The 18,664-nt window shown below is 64.9% G+C and carries 12 protein-coding genes; 8 read left to right on the top strand and 4 right to left on the bottom strand.

Annotation, left to right across the window (positions count from 1 at the left end):
- Positions 1-110 precede the first annotated feature (110 nt).
- The 8 genes from ASF00_RS14195 (at position 111) to ASF00_RS14160 (ending at position 14,692) form a co-directional block, all read left to right on the top strand.
- Positions 111-2,975: a DUF2339 domain-containing protein gene (locus ASF00_RS14195; protein WP_055880339.1), complete on the top strand. Its 2,865-nt coding sequence runs from the start codon at positions 111-113 to the stop codon at positions 2,973-2,975.
- Positions 2,972-4,330: a DUF3999 family protein gene (locus tag ASF00_RS14190; protein WP_082463443.1), complete on the top strand. Its 1,359-nt coding sequence runs from the start codon at positions 2,972-2,974 to the stop codon at positions 4,328-4,330. The genes ASF00_RS14195 and ASF00_RS14190 overlap by 4 nt, the downstream gene beginning before the upstream one ends.
- Before the next feature lie 135 nt (positions 4,331-4,465).
- Positions 4,466-5,191, top strand: coding sequence for an NUDIX hydrolase (locus ASF00_RS14185; RefSeq protein WP_055880332.1), 726 nt, complete (start codon positions 4,466-4,468; stop codon positions 5,189-5,191).
- Positions 5,192-5,215: 24 nt separating this feature from the next.
- Positions 5,216-6,199 carry an SPFH domain-containing protein gene (locus ASF00_RS14180; RefSeq protein ID WP_055880329.1) on the top strand — a complete coding sequence of 328 codons (984 nt, stop codon included), beginning with the start codon at positions 5,216-5,218 and terminating at the stop codon, positions 6,197-6,199.
- Between the two features lie 4 nt (positions 6,200-6,203).
- On the top strand, positions 6,204-7,097 hold the full coding sequence (locus ASF00_RS14175; protein ID WP_055880623.1) for an NAD(+)/NADH kinase: 894 nt from the start codon (positions 6,204-6,206) through the stop codon (positions 7,095-7,097).
- Between the two features lie 651 nt (positions 7,098-7,748).
- On the top strand, positions 7,749-8,660 hold the full coding sequence (locus ASF00_RS14170; protein WP_055880325.1) for an ABC transporter ATP-binding protein: 912 nt from the start codon (positions 7,749-7,751) through the stop codon (positions 8,658-8,660).
- Between the two features lie 5 nt (positions 8,661-8,665).
- The gene (locus ASF00_RS14165) at positions 8,666-12,256 is read left to right on the top strand and encodes an ABC transporter permease/M1 family aminopeptidase (protein ID WP_055880322.1); all 3,591 of its coding nucleotides are present in this window, start codon (positions 8,666-8,668) and stop codon (positions 12,254-12,256) included.
- A gap of 393 nt (positions 12,257-12,649) precedes the next feature.
- Complete coding sequence (locus ASF00_RS14160; protein WP_055880319.1) at positions 12,650-14,692, top strand: L-dopachrome tautomerase-related protein; 2,043 nt, start codon at positions 12,650-12,652, stop codon at positions 14,690-14,692.
- Between the two features lie 137 nt (positions 14,693-14,829).
- On the opposite strand, the gene ASF00_RS14155 is transcribed toward ASF00_RS14160, so the two are convergent.
- The 4 genes from ASF00_RS14155 to ASF00_RS14140 are packed head-to-tail and all read right to left on the bottom strand — an operon-like array spanning position 14,830 to position 18,660.
- A complete protein-coding gene (locus ASF00_RS14155) occupies positions 14,830-15,762 on the bottom strand; it encodes a glycosyltransferase family 2 protein (protein WP_055880315.1) in 933 nt (310 codons plus the stop codon).
- A complete protein-coding gene (locus ASF00_RS14150; protein WP_235525846.1) occupies positions 15,759-16,700 on the bottom strand; it encodes a polysaccharide pyruvyl transferase family protein in 942 nt (313 codons plus the stop codon). Before ASF00_RS14150 ends, ASF00_RS14155 begins: the two co-directional genes overlap by 4 nt.
- Positions 16,697-17,758: a glycosyltransferase gene (locus tag ASF00_RS14145; RefSeq protein WP_055880308.1), complete on the bottom strand. Its 1,062-nt coding sequence runs from the start codon at positions 17,756-17,758 to the stop codon at positions 16,697-16,699. Before ASF00_RS14145 ends, ASF00_RS14150 begins: the two co-directional genes overlap by 4 nt.
- On the bottom strand, positions 17,755-18,660 hold the full coding sequence (locus ASF00_RS14140; RefSeq protein ID WP_055880305.1) for a glycosyltransferase: 906 nt from the start codon (positions 18,658-18,660) through the stop codon (positions 17,755-17,757). Before ASF00_RS14140 ends, ASF00_RS14145 begins: the two co-directional genes overlap by 4 nt.
- Between the last annotated feature and the right edge of the window lie 4 nt (positions 18,661-18,664).

Here is an 18,664-nt window from a genome sequence, read left to right as displayed (position 1 = left end):
GTGATCCACACAGCATCTGTCGCCAATGCGCGATCGCCCTCGACCCGTCGGTTTAGGTGCGCCATGTACACGCCAAGCTTGGCGGGAATGCCGCAGGGGGACGCGTAGGAATGATCGTCTGGGCAGGGATTGTCGGCGCGTTGATCGGCTGGCTCTTCGCCGATCTTGAAACGTACGGACTCGTGATCGGGGGGCTGATCGGCCTCGTCGTCGGCGTCGGATTACGACACAGCGTCCGTACAGAAGTGGCGCGAGCGACGCGCGCACTGCAGGACCAGATCGACAGCCTGACCGCACGCGGCCCATCCGAGAGGGGACGATCGGCGGCACCGGCGCCACCCGTAACCGACGTCGGCCTGTCATCGACAGCGCGCGCCGCCGCCGATGAACCCACACCCAGCCCCTGGGCGACGCCGCCACCCTCCCCGATCGGCGCGACCTTGCGGCGCAATCCGGCGTTTGCAACACCCGCAGGGCCGGCAGAACCGAGCGTCGTCGGAGCGATCATAACGCCTGTCATGACCGCAGCGAAAAACTGGCTATTCGGTGGCAACACGATCGTTCGCGTCGGCCTGATCATCCTGTTCGTCGGGCTATCGTTCCTCGCGCGCTATGCGGCGTCGGCCGGACTGTTCCCGATCGAGCTGCGTCTGGCGTTGGTCGTCGCAGTCGGCATCGCCCTGCTCGCGGTCGGCTTCCGTACGCGAGAGAGACGCCCCGGCTTCGGCCTGGCGCTGCAAGGCGGCGGGATCGCAACGATCTATCTGGCCCTGTTCGCCGCAGCAAAGCTGTATGCCCTGTTTCCGATCATGGCTGCGTTCGTGCTGATGATCGTGGTTTGCGCGCTCGGTTGCACGCTGGCGCTGTTGCAGCGGTCGCAAGCGCTCGCGGTCACCGCGTTCGCGGGGGGCTTTGCGGTGCCGCTGTTGCTCGCGGGCGGTGGTGGCAGCATCGCCGTGGTGTTCGTCTATTATACCATTCTCAATCTAGCGATCCTGGTCATCGCCCAGCGACAGGCGTGGCGCGTCCTCAACCTGCTCGGCTTTTTCGCCACATTCGGCGTGGCGACGCTGTGGGGCACGACACGCTACCAGCCGACCGACTTCGTCGCCGCGCAGGGCTTCCTGATCGCATCGGTGCTGATCTACGTCGCAACCGCGGTTCTCTATGCTCGGGCGACGCCGGGGCGGCTCGGCAATATGGTCGATACCACCTTGCTCTTTGGACCGGCGCTGGCGGGCTTCGGGCTGGAGGTCGGGTTGGTCCACGATCGCCCCTTCGGCAGCGCGTTCGCCGCGATCGGCTTTGCGGCGCTGTACCTGGGCGTGGCAGCCTGGACGATGCGGTATCGTCGCGAGACGTTCCGCGTGATGAACGAGACGATGCTGGCGATCGGCATCGGTTTCGTCACGCTGGCGGTACCGCTGGCGCTCGGCGCACGCTGGACGTCCGCCGCTTGGGCGCTCGAAGGTGCAGGTGCATTCTGGGTCGGCCTGCGACAGGCGCGCTGGATGCCGCGGCTGTTCGGGATCCTGCTCTTACTCGTGGCGGCGCTGATCTACCTTGGCGGGCTGTCCGACACCGTCTCCGCCATCCCGCTCGCCAATCCAGGCTTCATCGGCGCGATGCTGATCGCGCTGGCCGGGCTGGCGACCGCGTGGTGGCTGCGCGAACCACTGCCGCACAGCCGGTCGCGGTGGGCAAACGCCTATGCGCGATACGAGACGACGATGGCGGCACCGGCGTTCGTGTTCGGCTTCTTCTTCTGGTTCCTGGCATGGTTCGCCGACATCACGCGCATGACCCCGCCGCGCGCCGCCGGTCTGCGAATCGCGCCGGCGTTCGATCCCGGACTGCAACCGCTGCTGATGCTGCTCGCCTTTGTCGGCAGCGCATGGGCGGCGCAGTATGCCGGGCGGCGCTGGCGCTGGCCGGTCGCAACCCGGCCCAGCTACACCAGTCTGATGGCGTTGGTGCTGACGTTCATCGTCACGGCCGGCCAAGGCCACCATGTCCTGCAGATGCCCGACGGCTTGCTGTGGACCGCCGCGATCCTGCTGCACCTGCGGATGCTGTACCGCAACGACCAGGATCAGACGGCGACCGAGTTGCGCGCAGTGCTCGGCGTCATCCATGTCGGCGGGGTGTGGTTTGCGACCGCGATGCTCGCGGACGGCCTGTGGTTGGCGATCGAGACCGCGCGGCTGTGGAACACCGCCTGGGCGCAAGTCACGCTGCTCTTCGCCACCGTGGCGGTGCTGGTGGCGCTGACGATGTGGGCGGGTCGCACGCTGCACACCGCGGCGGCGCAGGACGATGCGATGGGCGGGCGGCGGTGGCCGCTTGATCGGCATGCTCAGGCCTATGGCTGGTACGCGGCGGTCCCGATCGCGGCGCTGGTCTATCTCGGCGCACTGCTGACGGCGGTGATCTCGTCGGGCAATGCGGCGCCCCTGCCCTATCTGCCGCTGCTCAACCCGGTCGATCTGACGCTGGGGTTGTCGCTCGCCGCGCTCGAGCTGTGGCGGCGTACCATTGTGGCGGCGGTGCCGATGCCGCCGGGATCCGCCGCTTTGCGCGACACCGGGATGCTTGCCGCGCTGGCAGGGCTGGCCTTCGTCATGGTCAACACGGTCTGGCTGCGGTTCACGCATCAGATGCTCGGGATCTCGTGGAGCGGCGATGCGCTGCTCGACAGCGTGGTCGTACAGACCGGGCTGGCGATCCTGTGGACGTCGCTCGCACTGGCGTTGATGGTGCTGGCGTCCCGCCGGGCACAGCGCAGCCTGTGGCTGGTGGGCGCCGGACTGCTTCCGCTGACCGTGATCAAGTTGCTGCTCGTCGATCTGAACGCCGCGGGCGGCGGTGCAAGGATCATCACGTTCATCGTGGTCGGCGTCCTGATGCTGGTCGTCGGCTATCTCGCGCCGCTGCCGCCCAAGGCGACGCCTATCGACGACAGGGTCGTGGCATGAGGAGCGTCCTTAGGCGTGCCGGCCTTGCACTGGCGACGGGTGTACTTATCGCCGCGGCCCCGGCTGGCTCCGACGACGATCCACGGGCCTATGCGCGCCACGTGCCGATCGTCATCGCGCCCGGTTCGACCGTGCAGCGACTGGCGATGCCCGCCGCGGTGCTCGCCGCATCGAGGACCGCGAACCTGTCCGATGTCAGGGTCTTCGATGCCACCGGCCGGCCGATGCCGATCGCCCGCATCGCGTCCGCCGCGGGCCTCGCGAAGCGTTACGACGTGCCCGCGCTTCCGATGCTCGGCGCCGCCGATGCGCTGACAGTAACCGGCGTTTCCCTCCGCCTCGACGGCGCCGGCACCGCCCGCGTCGCACAAATCGACGGCAAGCTATCAGGTCGCCCTGCGGAGGCGATCACACTCGGCGTGCTGCTCGACACCCGCGCAGTGGCGGGACGTGCAGACATGCTGATGCTCGACGCAGACGTGCCGCGCGCGCAGCCGGTGACCTTCACCGTCGAAGCGAGCGCCGATCTCAAGGATTGGCGACCGCTTGGCACAGCGGTCGTTTACCGAACCGCTGGCAACGCCGTGGGTCCGCTGAAGCTTGGCGGCGCAGTGCTGGACGACGACTATCTCCGCATCACATGGCGCGCAGCGTCGCGGCTGCTATCGCCGGTATCGATACGAAAGGCGGCGCTGGTCATGCATCCGGCCGCCGCGACCAGCGTGTCGATCGCTGCGTCGCTGCCAGCGCTGACCGACGCCCACGCGGTCGAATTCGAATGGCCCTCCGCAAATGCGTTCGACACGATCCAGATCGTCCCGACCGGCAACGACATGATCCTGCCCGTGCACGTCTTTGGTCGCGACGACCGTGAACAGCCCTGGACGCCCATCGGATCCGGGACGGCCGTACGCGCAGGCGCCGGGCCAACCCCGCCCCAGGGCATCGCGCTGGACGGGCGACGGTATCGCACGGTACGGATCGAGGCAGATCCGCGATCCCCCGGCTTCACCGCTCCGCCCGCCATCAGGTTGGGATTCTCGCCGCGCGCGATCCTGTTCCTTTCCGCCGGCAAGCCACCCTACCGCCTGACAAGCGGCCGAGCGAATGCGCCGGATATGTACCTGCCGGCCGAAACCATCATGAGCCAGGCGTCCGGCGGCACCGTACTGTCAGCCACGGCCATCGGCCCGCAGGATGTGCTGCGGCTTGCACCGGTGAGCGATGCGACCGCAGTCCGGCGCCAGATCCTGCTGTGGAGTGTTCTCTTGGCAGCGACTGCCCTGCTCGCCGCAATGGCATGGATGCTCTGGAGGCGCAGTGTCGCTGCTCAAACAGGTGACAGTAATCCGTAGAGGCACCGGCTGCGCGTTGGGCGCCGTCTTTGATCACGACCCTTCTCTGCTGCCGTACCCGCCTCAACTAATATGGGATTGACATATATCCACTTCGCGTCTTAGTAAGATGCATCCTGAATATATGGGTGTCGCATGAGCGAGCATGAATTCCTGCGCGACTATGATCCCTCGGCCTATGAACGGCCATCGGTTGCGGTCGACCTCGTTCTGATGAGCGTGATCGACGGCACGCCTGCTGCGCTATTGGTGCGGCGTGAGGACCATCCGCACCTCGGCCGATGGGCGCTACCCGGTGGCTTCGTGGCGATCGACGAGAGCCTCGACGATGCCGCGCGCCGCCTGCTCGCCGACAAGGCACGGATGAAGGATGCGTATGTCGAACAGCTCTACACGTTCGGCGCAGTGAATCGCGATCCCCGAACCCGGATCATCAGCGTCGCCTATTTCGCGTTGCTCCCGTCGCCGGACTTCGCCGCTGCCCTGAAGGCAGAACCGGAACTGGCGCTGGCCGAGCTGATCGTACCATGGCGTGGCGAAGTCGGCGGACCGGTGGAGGCGTGCTCGACTGACGGCGAAACGCTGCCGCTCGCGTTCGACCATGCCGACATGCTCGGGCTGGCGATGCTGCGGCTGCGCGGCAAGCTCGATTATTCCGGCGTGGCGTTCGCGCTGCTGCCCGAGCGCTTCACCTTGCGCGCCCTTCAGGACGTGCATGAGGCCATCCTGGGGACGAAGCTCAACAAGCCGGCGTTTCGCCGTCGCATGCTCGACCGCGGCTGGCTGGAGCCGACCGGCGAGCGCGAAAGCGGCGCGTCCTTCCGCCCCGCCGAACTCTATCGCCACCGCACCGGCGCCTGACCAGACAGCACAAGGAGAACGATCATGGCATCGATCAAGAACATCGGCTTAATTGCGCAACTACGCAGCGACGCCAGCAACCACGTCATCCGCTATCGCAGCGGCAAGGTCCGGCAGAGCGGGCGCGGGCTGGTCTTCTGGTTCCGCCCCGAGACCGCCAGCATCGCCGAGCTGCCGATGGACGACCGCGAGATGGCGCTGTTCGTCAAAGGCCGCAGCCAGGATTTCCAGACGGTCGCGATCCAGGGCACGCTGACCTGGCACGTCGTCGATCCCGAGCTGCTCGCCGCCCGCGTCGACTTCAGCCTCGGCCTCGTCACCGGCGCCTACAAGAGCGAGCCGATCCAGCGCATCGAGACGCGGCTTGCCGGCCTCGTCAATCAGGCGGCGCTGCAATATCTGGCGCAGGCCCCGGTACGCGCACTGCTCGACGGCGGCCCCGAGCCGCTGCGTCATCAGCTCGAGGCGATCCTGGCCGGGGATCCCGCGCTCGGTGAGATCGGTATCGCGGTGACGGCGGTGCGGCTCACCAATCTCGCGCCCTCCAGCGAACTGGAGCGCGCACTCCAGACACCAACCTTCGAGGGGTTGCAGCAAAAGGCCGACCAAGCGACCTTCGAGCGGCGCGCGTTGGCGGTGGAGAAGGAGCGTGCGATCGCCGAAAACGAACTCGGCAACAAGACCGAGCTTGCCCGGCGCGAAATGCTGCTGATCACGCAGGAGGCGGAGAATGCCCGCAACCGCGCCACCGGCCATGCCGAGGCACAGCAGATCGAAGCCGCCGCCGAGGCGGAGCGGATCCGCACGGTCGAAAGCGCCAAGGCCGAGACCGAGCAGGCGCGGATGACGATCTACCGCGACCTGCCGCCGTCGGTGATGCTGGGCCTGGCCGCGCGCGAGCTGGCGGGCAAGCTCGATACGATTGAGCATCTCAACATCACGCCCGACCTGCTGGCCACGGTGCTTGGCGAGTTCCGCCGCGACGCGCCTGCGCTGCCGCGAGGCTGATCGCATGTCGAGCAATGCCCCACGCGCGGTCTTCGTCACCCGCGAGACCGATTACGAGCTGCTGCTCGCGCGCCACGCCACGCGCGGGCAGGCCAGGTTCTTCCTAGAGACGCGCGGGCAGGACATCGACATGCTGGAGGATCGTCACCGCCAGTTGCATGCCACGCTCCGCGCCGGGCGCGCCGCGGTGCCGGGCGATTGGCGGCAGGCCGAGGTCAGGCGCGCCGACCTCGACCGGTTCCTGTTCGGTCCCGAGGACGTGATCGTCGTCGTCGGCCAGGATGGGCTCGTCGCCAACGTCGCGAAATACCTCGACGGCCAGCCGGTGCTGGGGCTCAACCCCGCGCCAGACCTGTATGACGGCGTATTGGTGCGCGTGCCGCTTGCCCGCCTGGGCGGGCTGCTCCCGGCGAGCGTCGCGGGCGCGGCGCCGACCGAGCGGCGGACGATGGTCGAGGCGCAGCTTGACAGCGGCGAACGCCTGCTCGCACTCAACGAGGTATTCGTCGGCCATCACAGTCACCAGTCCGCGCGCTATCACATCGCTTGCGATGACCGGGCTGAGGACCATTCGTCGAGCGGGCTGATCGTTGCCTCGGGGACCGGCGCGACCGGTTGGGCACGGTCGATCATGGAAGCGACGCACGAAGCGCTATCGCTCGATCCGCAGGAACGCGCCGTCGCGTTCTTCGTGCGCGAGCCGTTTCCCAGCATCGCCACCGGGACGAGTCTGCGCGCCGGCAAGCTTGCGACCGCGCCGCTCGGCGTAACCTCGCGAATGAACGATGGCGGCGTGATCTTCGCCGACGGCATCGAACAGGATTTCCTCACCTTCGACTGGGGCCGCAACGTCAAGATCGGCCCCGCCGCCCAGACGCTCAACCTGGTTACCGCCTGAGAAACACGGACCGGCCCATTCTCGATAGTCCAGCCTCACGTTGTGCCGCCGACCTGCGCACCATGGACCGTCTGAACTACAGGTGAGCGTACAGACCGGCAAACAGGATGGAGCGCGGTACCAGCATCCCCAACGTCGGTCATATGTTCCCGTCATCCCTTATCCCGAACAGGCAGCCACCGTCGTGATCACGGCGATGACACGTCCCGTGGTCCTTCGACGGTCCATCGGTGCCGTTACCCGTATCAAATCTTTCGGCAATAAAGGCGGCCGCCTTCACTTGATCAGGCCGATCAGAAGCGACGGCAGTCATCCCGTAAGGATCGCTCGCCCGCCCCCATTGCTCGAAGGAGCAAGCTGCGGCGATGCTTCGCGATACGCCCTGCCTCGTTTGGACCGAGAGCGCCACCGTGCCCGCCGATATGGTGAAGACTTGCCTTCCCCGTAAATCCCAGACAGTTCGAGAGCAGCATCAATCAGAAAGCGTGTCGGTTCAAAGCGTTCTGCTATGCGTCCGCCCGCAAACCGCTGCAATGATGACGTCGTTAACCATTGAGTTCCTGGGGATCCACGTCTGCGCGACGCTAAACGAGGTTTACCTGCTTTACACTGGCAATACACCTGATAGCTTATCCTGACGGGGGATGAACGATGCTCGAACTTACCAATGTCACACATGTGTATGCCAACGGCACGCGGGCGCTCGACGATGTGTCGCTAAGCGTACCTAACGGAATGTTCGGGCTGCTCGGCCCAAACGGTGCCGGCAAATCAACGCTGATGCGGACCATTGCCACGTTGCAAACGCCGACAGCCGGTAAAATTCGTTTTGGCGACATCGACGTGATCGCGAACCCCGAAGCGCTGCGTGAAACGCTCGGCTATCTACCCCAAGATTTTGGCGTGTACCCGCGCGTATCGGCGTATGACATGCTCGATCACATGGCGGTGCTAAAGGGCATTGCCTCGACACGCGAGCGTAAGGAAACGGTCGAGACGCTGCTCAACCAAACCAATCTGTGGAGCGTGCGCAAAAAAGCGATTGCAGGTTTTTCGGGCGGCATGCGCCAACGCTTCGGAATCGCACAGGCGCTGATCGGCAACCCCGCGCTGATCATCGTCGACGAACCAACTGCTGGCCTCGATCCCGAGGAGCGCAACCGGTTTCTCAACCTCTTGGCGGAGATCGGTGAGAATGTCGTCGTGATCCTGTCGACTCACATCGTCGAGGATGTTGCCGACCTGTGTCCGCGGATGGCCGTCCTGGCGGCGGGTCGGATCCAGCTCGAGGGCGCCCCCCTGGACCTTATCGAGCGGACTCGCGGCAACGTCTGGGCCAAGACGATTGGCCGCGATGAGCTCGATGAAAGCCGGCAGCGCTACGAGGTGATTTCGACACGCTTGTTTGCCGGCCGGACGATCATCCACATCCTGTCCCCGGACGATCCAGGCGATGGCTTTGCGGCCGCGCGCGGTGGCTTGGAAGACGTGTATTTCTCCACGCTTGCGCGGTCACGACGCGTGCCGGCGGCGGACGCCCCTTCCGCCTCGATCGCGGCCTGAGCGCAATGTTCGGCCAGATCGCGCGCTTCGAACTCCGCTATCAGTTGCGCAATCCAGTCTTCTGGACGGTCGCGATCCTGTTCTTCCTTCTGACCTTCGGGTCGATGACGATCGATCAGATCAAGATTGGCAGCGGCGCCAACATTCACAGGAACGCGCCGATGGCGATCGCGCAGATCCACCAGATCATGTCGATTTTCTTCATGTTCGTGACGACCGCGTTCGTCGCCAACGTAATCGTGCGTGACGACGAGAGCGGGTTCGGGCCCATGGTACGATCGACCCGGGTGGCCAAGTTCGACTATCTGATGGCGCGCTTCCTCGGTGCGTTCGTGGCGGCGGCGCTGGCGTTTGCCGCGGTTCCGCTGGCGATCTGGCTCGGTTCGCTGATGCCGTGGGTCGATCCCGAGACGCTCGGGCCGAACCGGCTGGGCGACTTCGCCTATGCGTATTTTCTGCTGGCATTGCCCAACGTCTTTCTGACCTCTGCAATCTTCTTCGCGGTGGCGACGATGACGCGATCGATGATGTATTCCTATCTCGGCGTCGTCGTGTTCCTGATGCTGTATCTGGCGATGACCTCGATCCTGCGCGCCAGGCCGGAATGGCGGCTGACAGGCAGCTATTTCGAGCTGTTCGGGATAAGCGCATTCAGCGGCACGACACGGTATTGGACCGCGAGCGAGGCAAATGCCGGGATGCCTGCCTTTTTCGGCGTGCTGTTGTGGAACCGCGTGATTGCGATCGGCGCCGGGGTGGTGGCCATGGCGGTCGCCTACGCACGCTTCTCGTTTGCCGAACGCGGCGTGTCCAAGCGCAGGTTGCGCAGGCAAATGCGTGCTACCTCGAAGCTGGCGGCGACAATGCCGCTTATCGTCCCGCGTCTGCCGGCAGCCCGGCCGAACGAGGCAAATTGCACGCGGATGATCGCGCGGTGCCAGTTCGAAATGGCATTGGTGTTCCGTAGCCCCGCCTTCGTCGTGTTGCTGCTGATCGGGCTTTTCAACACGTTGGGCGGGATGCTGTTCGCCAACGAGATGTACGGTGCGCCGATCCGCCAGCTCACGTTCGCGGTGATCGCCACGCTGGAGGGTACGTTCAGCATCGTCCCGCTGATCATCGCGATCTATTATTCCGGCGAACTGGTCTGGCGCGATCGAGAACGCGGCATGCACGAAATCGTCGACGCGACCTCGCTGCCGAACTGGGCGTATCTGGTGCCCAAGGTGCTCGCCATCACCGGCGTCCTGTTCGCGACTGCGGTGACAGCGGCGCTGACCGCGTGCATCGTCCAGCTCGCGCGCGGGCAGACCGACCTCGCGCTTGGTCATTATCTTGCTTGGTGGGTCCTGCCGATGACGGCGGACGCGGTTATCCTGGCGGTCCTGGCCGTGTTCGTGCAGGCTTTGAGCCCGAACAAGTATATCGGCTGGGCGATCATGGTCGTCTATCTCGTCGGCACGATCACGCTGACCAACATGGGCTTCGAACACCCGCTCTATCAATATGGCAGCACCGGCACGGTCGAGCTTTCGGACATGAACGGCGCGCAGATCGGTGGACCGCGCGCGTGGTGGCTCAGACTCTATTGGGGATCAATCGCGCTGGCGCTTTGCGTGTTCGCGCACCTGCTCTGGCGGCGTGGCACGGAAACACGGCTCGGGGTTCGTCTCGCCCAGGTTCCACGCCGGTTGATCGGGGCGCCGGGCGCCGTGCTCGCTGGTGCGTTGATCGCGACTACGGCGAGCGGTGCGTATCTGTATCACGACATGAACGTCATCAACCGCTATCGCACCACGCAGGAGGGCGAGGCCCGGCTGGCCGCCTATGAGAAGAAATATCTCAAATATGCGACGCTGAAACAACCATCGGTCACCGACATGCGGCTGACAGTCGCGCTCTACCCCGACCAGCGGCGCATGGAGACGAGCGGGACCTATGTCTTCGTCAACGATACCGGCGCGCCGTTATCCGACCTGCACGTCCGCCTGATGAACGACCAGACCCGGCTGGGTAAAATCGTCATCCCCGGCGCTCGGCTGGTGATGGACGACAGCGATCTTCACTACCGCATATATCGGTTCCGGACGCCGCTCGCGCCAGGCGCACGCGGCACGATGGCGTTCGAGGCGACGCGCTGGCAGCGTGGGCTGGTCGCCAACAACGACGATACCCGCGTTGTCGGCAACGGGACGTTCCTGCAAAACGACGAATTCGCGCCGCAGTTCGGCATGAGCCAGAACGGCCTGCTGAAAGATCGCGCCAAGCGGCGCAAATACGGCCTGTCGCCAGAACTGCGCCCTGCCAAGCTGGAGGATCGTTCGGCCGAGGCGCGCAACCTGATCAACAACGCGTCGTGGGTCCGATCGGACATCACCGTCTCGACGATCGCCAGCCAGGTCCCGGTGGCGCCGGGCCGAAAGATCGCCGACACGATAGCGGGCGGGCGCAGGACCGCGCGGTTCGTCTCGCGGGCACCAATTCTCGCTTTCTTCTCGGTCCAGTCCGCTGCCTATGCCGAACGTTCGCGGACCGTCGATGGCACGCTCCTGACGGTCTTCTACGATCCGCAACACGCCTTCAACGTCGATCGCATGCTTGACGCGATGCAGCGCTCGCTTGCCTATTACCGTGCCAATTTCGGGCCTTATCAGTTCGACTATGCGCGGATTCTCGAATTTCCGGGCTATGCCAGCTACGCGCAGGCTTTCGCCGGGACGATCCCCTATTCGGAACGTATCGGCTTCGTGGCGGACACGCGTAATCCCGACAGGATCGATTATGTCAGCTACGTCACCGCGCATGAATTGGGGCATCAATATTGGGGCCATCAATTGGTCAGCGCCGACATGCAGGGCGGATCGATGCTGGTCGAAACCATGGCGCAGTATTCCGCGCTGATGGTGATGAAGCACCAATATGGCGACGACAAGATCCGCCGTTTTCTCAAATACGAACTCGACAGCTACCTGCGGTCGCGCGGCGGCGACGTGGTCGAGGAGGTGCCGCTCGATCGGGTCGAGAACCAGGGCTACATTCATTACCGCAAGGGCTCGCTGGTCATGTACCTGTTGCAGGATCGTTTGGGGGAAGCGCGCGTCAACGCCATGCTGCGCGGTCTGCTTGCCCGCTATCGCTTCAAGGGAAGGCCCTATCCGCGTTCGCTCGAGCTCGTCGCTGGCTTCCTCTCTCTGGCCCGCACCCCCGCGGAACGCCGGCTCGTGCTCGATCTGCTGGATCGCATCACGGTGTACGACCTGAAGGCTACCGGTGCGACCACGCGCAAGCTGCCGAACGGCAATTTCGAGACTCTGCTGACGATCGACGCTGCCAAATTCTATGCGAACGGCACCGGCGTCGAGAAAGCGGCGCCGCTTGCCGACATGATCGACGTCGGCGTCTTCGACCGACGTCCCGACCTCGGCAGCTTCGCCGCGCAGGACGTGATATCGAAGGAACGTCGACCGATCATCTCGGGCATACAGACGATCCGGATCGTGACCCGCAAGAAGCCGGGCTTTGCCGGGGTCGATCCCTACAACATGTATGTGGACCGTAACGGTGACGACAATGTCGTAGCCGTTTCGCGGCACTGAAACGGCGACGCCTATCTCATGCCGCTACGCCGCCGCAGCCAAGCTCCAAAATCCCGGCTGCCAAGGACCCGCGGTCTCGGCCAGGTATCGAGCCCCGGTACGCCCGCGGCCTTACCTGAAAGACCCTTTTCCACACTCCGGACGGCGTCCCCATGCCCAAACTCCGGCCATTCGTTCAGTTTGGTTCCGCGCTAGGCCTTCGCCTGCTTCGTGGCGTTTCGGCCTGCGACGTCTGCGGCCCTGTTGGTCTGATCATGCACGCCAATACCGGCGTTCGGCGAGGTCCACAGATGGCCAGCTCGAGTATTAATTCAAATCAATCAACTATTTGACGATGGAACGACGGCGGGGCGATTTGGTTTGGGACCGTATTCACCATAATGGTCACCGCCCATGCCTGCACTTCGAACACAGTACCTCATCATCGACTATGCCGATCACGGCACTCCATCCGATCCGCCAGTCCTGCTGATTCACGGCTGGCCTGACGATACGTCAAGCTGGGACGCGGTAATCCCATCGCTGGTCGCCGCAGGGTTGCGCGTGATCGTGCCATCGCTGCGCGGCTTCGGCGCGACGCGCTTCACCAGCGACCGCGAACCGCGCACCGGTAACAGTGCGATCCTGGCGATCGACGCGATCGCCCTGATGGATGGGCTCGGGATCGATCGCTTCATGGTCGCGGGCCATGACTGGGGTTCTAACACAGCCGAGGCGATCGCGGTCGGATGGCCCGACCGCGTCGAACGCATGGCGATGCTCGCCACCCCGCCCCGCCTCGGCGGCATGCCGACCCCGCCGTTCGAGCAGGCGCAGCGGCAATGGTACCACTGGTTCATGGCGACCGCGCGTGGCGCACGCGCCGTGCGCGACGATGCCAAGGGCTTCGCGCATATCCACTGGGTCAATTGGTCGCCGCCGGGCTGGTTCGACGAGGCGACGTTCGCGCAGGTCGCGCGTGCGTTCGAGAACCCCGACTGGGCCGACGTCACGCTCCATAGCTATCGTGCGCGCTGGGACGAGGCGGAGCCCGATCCGCGCAGCATATGGCTCGAGAACAAGGTCAAGGCGACCGCGACGCTGTTGGTGCCGACGATCTACATCAAAGGCGCCGAGGACGGCGTGAACCCGCCCAGCGCGGCCGAGGCCGTGCCGAGCAAGTTTGCCGGCCCGTTCGCCTTCGTGACGCTTACAGGCGTCGGCCATTTCCCGCAGCGCGAGAACCCGCGCGCGGTTGCGCAACATTTGATCCAGCTTTTCACGGGCGACCCCACGACACTCGCCGACACCACCCACCGGAGCCCCACCATGACCAAAGCCAAGCCCTTCCTCGCCGGCGCCGCCGCGATCGGCGTTATCGCCGCCGCCGCGATTGGTATCGCGCAAGCGCAGAGCCGGCCCCTGACCGCCACCAGCGGCCTGACGCAGGTCGCCGAATTCGACCATCAGGCGACAGGCGTCGCGGTCACCGCGGACGGACGCCGTTTTGTCAACTTCCCGCGCTGGACCGACGACGCGCCGATTTCGGTCGCCGAAGTGCAGAAGGACGGCAGCCTCAAGCCCTATCCCGACGCCAAATGGAACAGCTGGCGTAACGCACGCGCGACTGAACTGCCGGTCGGCGACTATTTCGTCTGTGTCCAGTCGATCGTCCCCGATGGCCACGGGAATTTGTGGGTGCTCGACCCCGGCGCACCGGGCAACGAGAAGATCATCGAGGGCGCGCCCAAGCTGGTCAAGATCGACCTCAAGACCAACCGCGTGACCAAGGTCATCAAGGTGCCGCTCGATGTCGCGCTTCAAGGCACCTATCTCAACGACATCCGCTTCTCGCCCGACGGCAAGACCGGCTACATCACCGACAGCGGCACGCGCGGCGCGATCATCGTCATCGATCTCGAGAGTGGGAAGGGCTTCCGTACGCTCGACGGCCATGGCTCGACCCAGATCGACAAGGCGGTGACGGTCGTCACCGACGGCAAGCCGCTCGTCCGCCCCGACGGTCGCCAGCCGGCCTTCGCCGCGGACGGGATCGCCATATCGAACGACGGCAAGACGCTCTACTATCAGGCGCTGACCGGCAGGACGCTGTATTCGATCGACACCGCGCTGCTGCGCGCCGGCGTCAGCGAGGCGGACCGTGCGGCGGGCGTGAAGACCGTTGCGCAGACGCATGTCGCCGACGGCCTGTGGATGAGCAAGGCGGGGACGCTCTACATCACCTCGCCCACCAACGACGGCATCTCGCGCCTCGTCGGCAACCGCACCGAACCGGTGCTGACCGACCGCCGCCTGCGCTGGCCCGATACGTTTTCCGAGGGACCCGATGGCCGCATCTACGTGACCGCAAGCCACATCCAGGACACCAACTGGTTCAAGCCGGGTGCACCCGCGTCGATCAGGACGCAGCTGTTTTCGTTCGCGCCGGTACGGTGAACTCCGACGGGGTGCGCCGATACCGCGCCCCGTCGAGCGATATTCAGAACGAGACCATTACGCTGTTACAGACGGGCGGGTGGAGATGGCAGCATGAGATCGGTGTGGCAGCGCGGAGCCACCGATCCATCGCGTCGTTACCGACCAATTTCAGCGAGCTGATCTTGCCGGGAAACACGCGAGCCCTTGCCCGTGCCGACATAGGCGAGAAATCCCGCGATCTTGTGGCGTAGACGGAACAGATAGAAATAGCGGATGCCCGCGCACGGGGTAACCGGAGTGGTAAAGTCCTTCATCACATTTTGCAGATCGCCTGCAATGATGGCTCCGATGCGGGCAAAATGGCGAACGTGTTTCGCGTATAGCGCGCCGTCTCCGAAACTATAACCTGCGAGCAGCGTCACGACCTCTTTGGGACAGCGTCGCCCGTGGTGGTGGTCGACGGTAAAGCGGGGGTCGTACCGGACCGGAATACCCTGCCTCAATGCACGAAACAAATAATCCGTATCCTCCGCCGACACGAATGGCGCGCCGGCACCGAACCGTTCGTCGAAGGGCCCGATGCGGGCGATCGCGTCGGCCGTCATGGCGAGGTTAGCGCCCATGACGAAACCACCGGGAAAACCATTGGTCGGGGCAATCATCGGATGATCTTCCAGCTTCACCGTAACCGGCAGATCGGCGGGATCTCCCAGCAGGATGCGTCCGCCGATTATTGCCGGCCCGGTCACTTCGGCGAAACACGTCGCGAGCTGGTGAAAATAATCGGCGTGGAGGACGCAATCGTCATCGGTCATTGCGATGATCCGGCCACTCACGTGCACCAACCCGGTATTGCGCGCCCGGGCCAGACCTGGGCGCGGTTCGTGGAGCAGGCGAACACCAAAGGACCGGTTGGCACCCCATGTCCCCAGCTGGTCGGCGGTATCGTCGATGGATCCGTTATCGACGATCAGGATCTCGATCGTGAGATCGGCTACGGTGCCAATCGCGCACTCGATGGATGCGAGCGTCGCGGCAAGCGTCGCGGCGCGGTTGCGTGTGCATAGTAATAGACTGATGTCGGTCATGCGCGCAGACCGAGATGCGCGATTGCCTCCCTGGCCGATGAGGCCGTGCGCACGCCGACGCAGGTCCCCGTCCAGCAGTGGATATAGGCGGAAATCTTGCCGTAGTCATTGTCCAGGGCCACGTGGGGAATGTCGAGCAAGGTCGCGAGGATATGCGCATGTAGCCGGTCGGTCACGATCGTCCGCCCACGTGACAGGAGGCGCAGGCCGCGTTTGAGGCGCGCGGTGGCGATGCCGTCATAGGCCTGCGCTTTCGTGTGGCCCGTGGTATCGGGCAGCGTTTCGTCATCGAGCCAGTCTAGGCTCACCGCACCCGGCATATCCGTCAAGGCCGATCGGTCTTCGTGACGGCGCTCTTCGTCGGTGCGCATCAGCATCATGACGTCGCAATCCGGAACCGAGCGTGACTGCGGACCCAGCGCGAACGCTGAGTCGGGTGCAAGATCGGTCGCGCAGGGCAGATGCCGGGCTGCAAAATCCCGGCTCTGCCGGTCGCGGACGTAGAGGTGAAAATCGGGATGATCCGCGACGATAGCCGCGAACGGCGCAATCCTGCCGGCATCGCGAAAATGGATCGACTGCGGCAGTTGCACGATCGGTCGATCGCGAATGGTGCGCAGAATGGATTCGCGGAACGCCTGATGGTGCGGCCAGATATCCCCGAGGTTACCGCCGCCGTGCAGGAAGAGCACGCCGTCCGGACACGCGCGCCGGAACGCCGCCTCGTCGAAATCTGCCCAGGTCGAGACATACTCCGGCTCCCGCCCGGTCACCGTGCGCAGCATTCGGGCCTCGCCCAGCCATATGGCGCTGTCGCCGACATTGGCATGATCAGGGAAGTCGACCAGCGCATACGTACTGCCGGGCCCGACATGGCGACGGTAGAGCCTGTCGAGCGCGCTACGCTGCGTTGTGATAGCATCTGCCATGCCAATCATGCGGCTACGGCCTGGACTTCGGCATACAGCGCCTCGCACGCGTCGAGCCAGCGGTCTCGGGTGAACAGGCGTTCGACGCGCCGACGGGCAGTATGGCGCGGGATCGCCATCGCCTCGCGGATCGTGTCGGCCAATGCAGCGACGTCGTTCGCGGGAGCAAAGCGGCCCCCCTCGCCGATCACCTCGCGCGCGGCCCCCATGTCGAATGCGGCAACGGGCAGGCCGCAGGCCATCGCCTCGATCGCAACGAGGCCGAACGGCTCGTCCCAGCACGGCGTGAAGACGAACACGGAGGCACGGCCCATCTCGGCAGCCAGTGCTGCCCCGTCCAGATGTCCGCCATAGCGGATATCCCCGCCGAGCAGCGGCTCGACCTGCGCAGCCCAATAATCAGAGTCCTCGATCTGTCCGAACAGCGTCAGCGGAACGCCGGCCATGAGCGCGGCCTCGACCGCGAGATGCGTACCCTTGTTTGGCGTGATCCGACCGCACCACACCGCACTTTCGTCACCCGACGCGACGTACGGCCACGCCGCCAAGTCGATGCCGTTGTGCAGCACGGACGCCCGGCCCGGCGCACCGTCGGGCCACCATGCCGCCATTTGCCGCCCCGACGTAACCGTCAGGTGATGGCCCGGCGTCGCGCTTGCCTTTACGAACCAGTGGAGCGCGTCATAGGGCGGGACGTGCAGCGAGGTGACCGTCGGCACCTGTGCGGTGCGGCGTGGCTCGATGGGAAAGCGGTGCAAACTGTTGTTGTGCACCACGTCGAAGCCACCGGCCGCGATCCGGTCGCACGCCGCTGCATAGCCGGCGTCGAGATGCGCGATCAGCGGTGCCGATCCGCGGTGCTCCGCCCAAGGGAAGGTGCGCTCGTAATGCTCGGCCACGACGGGATCGATCGTGAAGCGCGGATCGCTGTCCCCCGCTGCGAACAGCACCACGTCATGTCCGCGCGCGACCAGTCCGTCCGCGAGATACCAGCTATGCGATTCCATGCCGCCCATGAACGGCTGCGCGATCCGCTGGCGGACATGCGCCAGCAGCGCGATCCTCACGCCGCGACCCGCTCTTCGAGAATGCGGATGACCGTAGCGGTGTTGGCATAGGGTTGGTGGCTCTGTTGCCCGGTCAGCGCGAGGTCATCGCTATCGGGACGACGCAGGATGCGGATCGGCCGACCCGGTGCGTGGTCGACCAGCCCCATCAGCGCGAAGGCATGCAGCCAATGCCCCATGGTGCGATAGCCCCATTTGGCTTCGAACACTTCGGCATTGCGCACCACGCTGTCGAGGTGATGGACGGGTGGCATGTGGTGCGGATGATATTGGTGATAGGCGAGGCCGCCCTTGATCCACGCAATCGGAATACCGGCCTGATCGATCGTCTTGCCGTAATCGGTATCCTCGCCACCATAGCCGACATAGCGCTCGTCGAACCCGCCGCTGTCGATGAACGTCGCGCGGCGCATGGCAAAGTTTAGCGACCAGAAACACCGATAATCGGTGCAGATCTGGATACCCTCGGCGGGTGGTCCCTGCCGGTCGGAATGGCGCACCGCGATGGCTGCAAACGCGTCATACGACCACGCCGCCTGTGTGGCGCCGCCCGGCAGGTACATCACCTCCCCCATCAACAATCCGTCCAGCTCGTCCAGCCGGCGCGCGTAATCGGCAATCAGCGTGGGGGTGGGAATGCAGTCCATGTCGAGGAAGACGATCGTGTCGCCGGTCGCATCGCGCGCCGCCGCGTTGCGGGCAGCGGCAAGCGCCAGTTCGGGCGTCGCCATCATCATCTGGCGCACCGGAAACGGTGCGTCGGGCAGGACGTAGGGCTCGGTCTGCAGGACGGCAACGATCAGTTCGACGGGCAATTGCGTCTGACGATTAAGTCCGAGCACCAGATTGTGCAGATGGTCCGGGCGTCCCCCGGCGAGCGTGACAACGGAAACGGCATTCATACGG

The organism is Sphingomonas sp. Leaf34 (assembly GCF_001421805.1).
Taxonomy (GTDB): domain Bacteria; phylum Pseudomonadota; class Alphaproteobacteria; order Sphingomonadales; family Sphingomonadaceae; genus Sphingomonas.
The sequence above is the reverse complement of the archived record's forward strand: the minus strand, read 5'-3'. Positions and strand labels throughout refer to the sequence as shown.

Bases quoted from the DNA above. Each gene is read 5' to 3' on its own strand.
- ASF00_RS14180 (WP_055880329.1), top strand. From the start codon at position 5,216: ATGGCATCGATCAAGAACATCGGCTTAATTGCGCAACTACGCAGCGAC.
- ASF00_RS14155 (WP_055880315.1), bottom strand. From the start codon at position 15,762: ATGACCGACATCAGTCTATTACTATGCACACGCAACCGCGCCGCGACG.
- ASF00_RS14190 (WP_082463443.1), top strand. From the start codon at position 2,972: ATGAGGAGCGTCCTTAGGCGTGCCGGCCTTGCACTGGCGACGGGTGTA.
- ASF00_RS14175 (WP_055880623.1), top strand. From the start codon at position 6,204: ATGTCGAGCAATGCCCCACGCGCGGTCTTCGTCACCCGCGAGACCGAT.
- ASF00_RS14195 (WP_055880339.1), top strand. From the start codon at position 111: ATGATCGTCTGGGCAGGGATTGTCGGCGCGTTGATCGGCTGGCTCTTC.
- ASF00_RS14160 (WP_055880319.1), top strand. From the start codon at position 12,650: ATGCCTGCACTTCGAACACAGTACCTCATCATCGACTATGCCGATCAC.
- ASF00_RS14140 (WP_055880305.1), bottom strand. From the start codon at position 18,660: ATGAATGCCGTTTCCGTTGTCACGCTCGCCGGGGGACGCCCGGACCAT.
- ASF00_RS14170 (WP_055880325.1), top strand. From the start codon at position 7,749: ATGCTCGAACTTACCAATGTCACACATGTGTATGCCAACGGCACGCGG.
- ASF00_RS14185 (WP_055880332.1), top strand. From the start codon at position 4,466: ATGAGCGAGCATGAATTCCTGCGCGACTATGATCCCTCGGCCTATGAA.
- ASF00_RS14165 (WP_055880322.1), top strand. From the start codon at position 8,666: ATGTTCGGCCAGATCGCGCGCTTCGAACTCCGCTATCAGTTGCGCAAT.
- ASF00_RS14150 (WP_235525846.1), bottom strand. From the start codon at position 16,700: ATGATTGGCATGGCAGATGCTATCACAACGCAGCGTAGCGCGCTCGAC.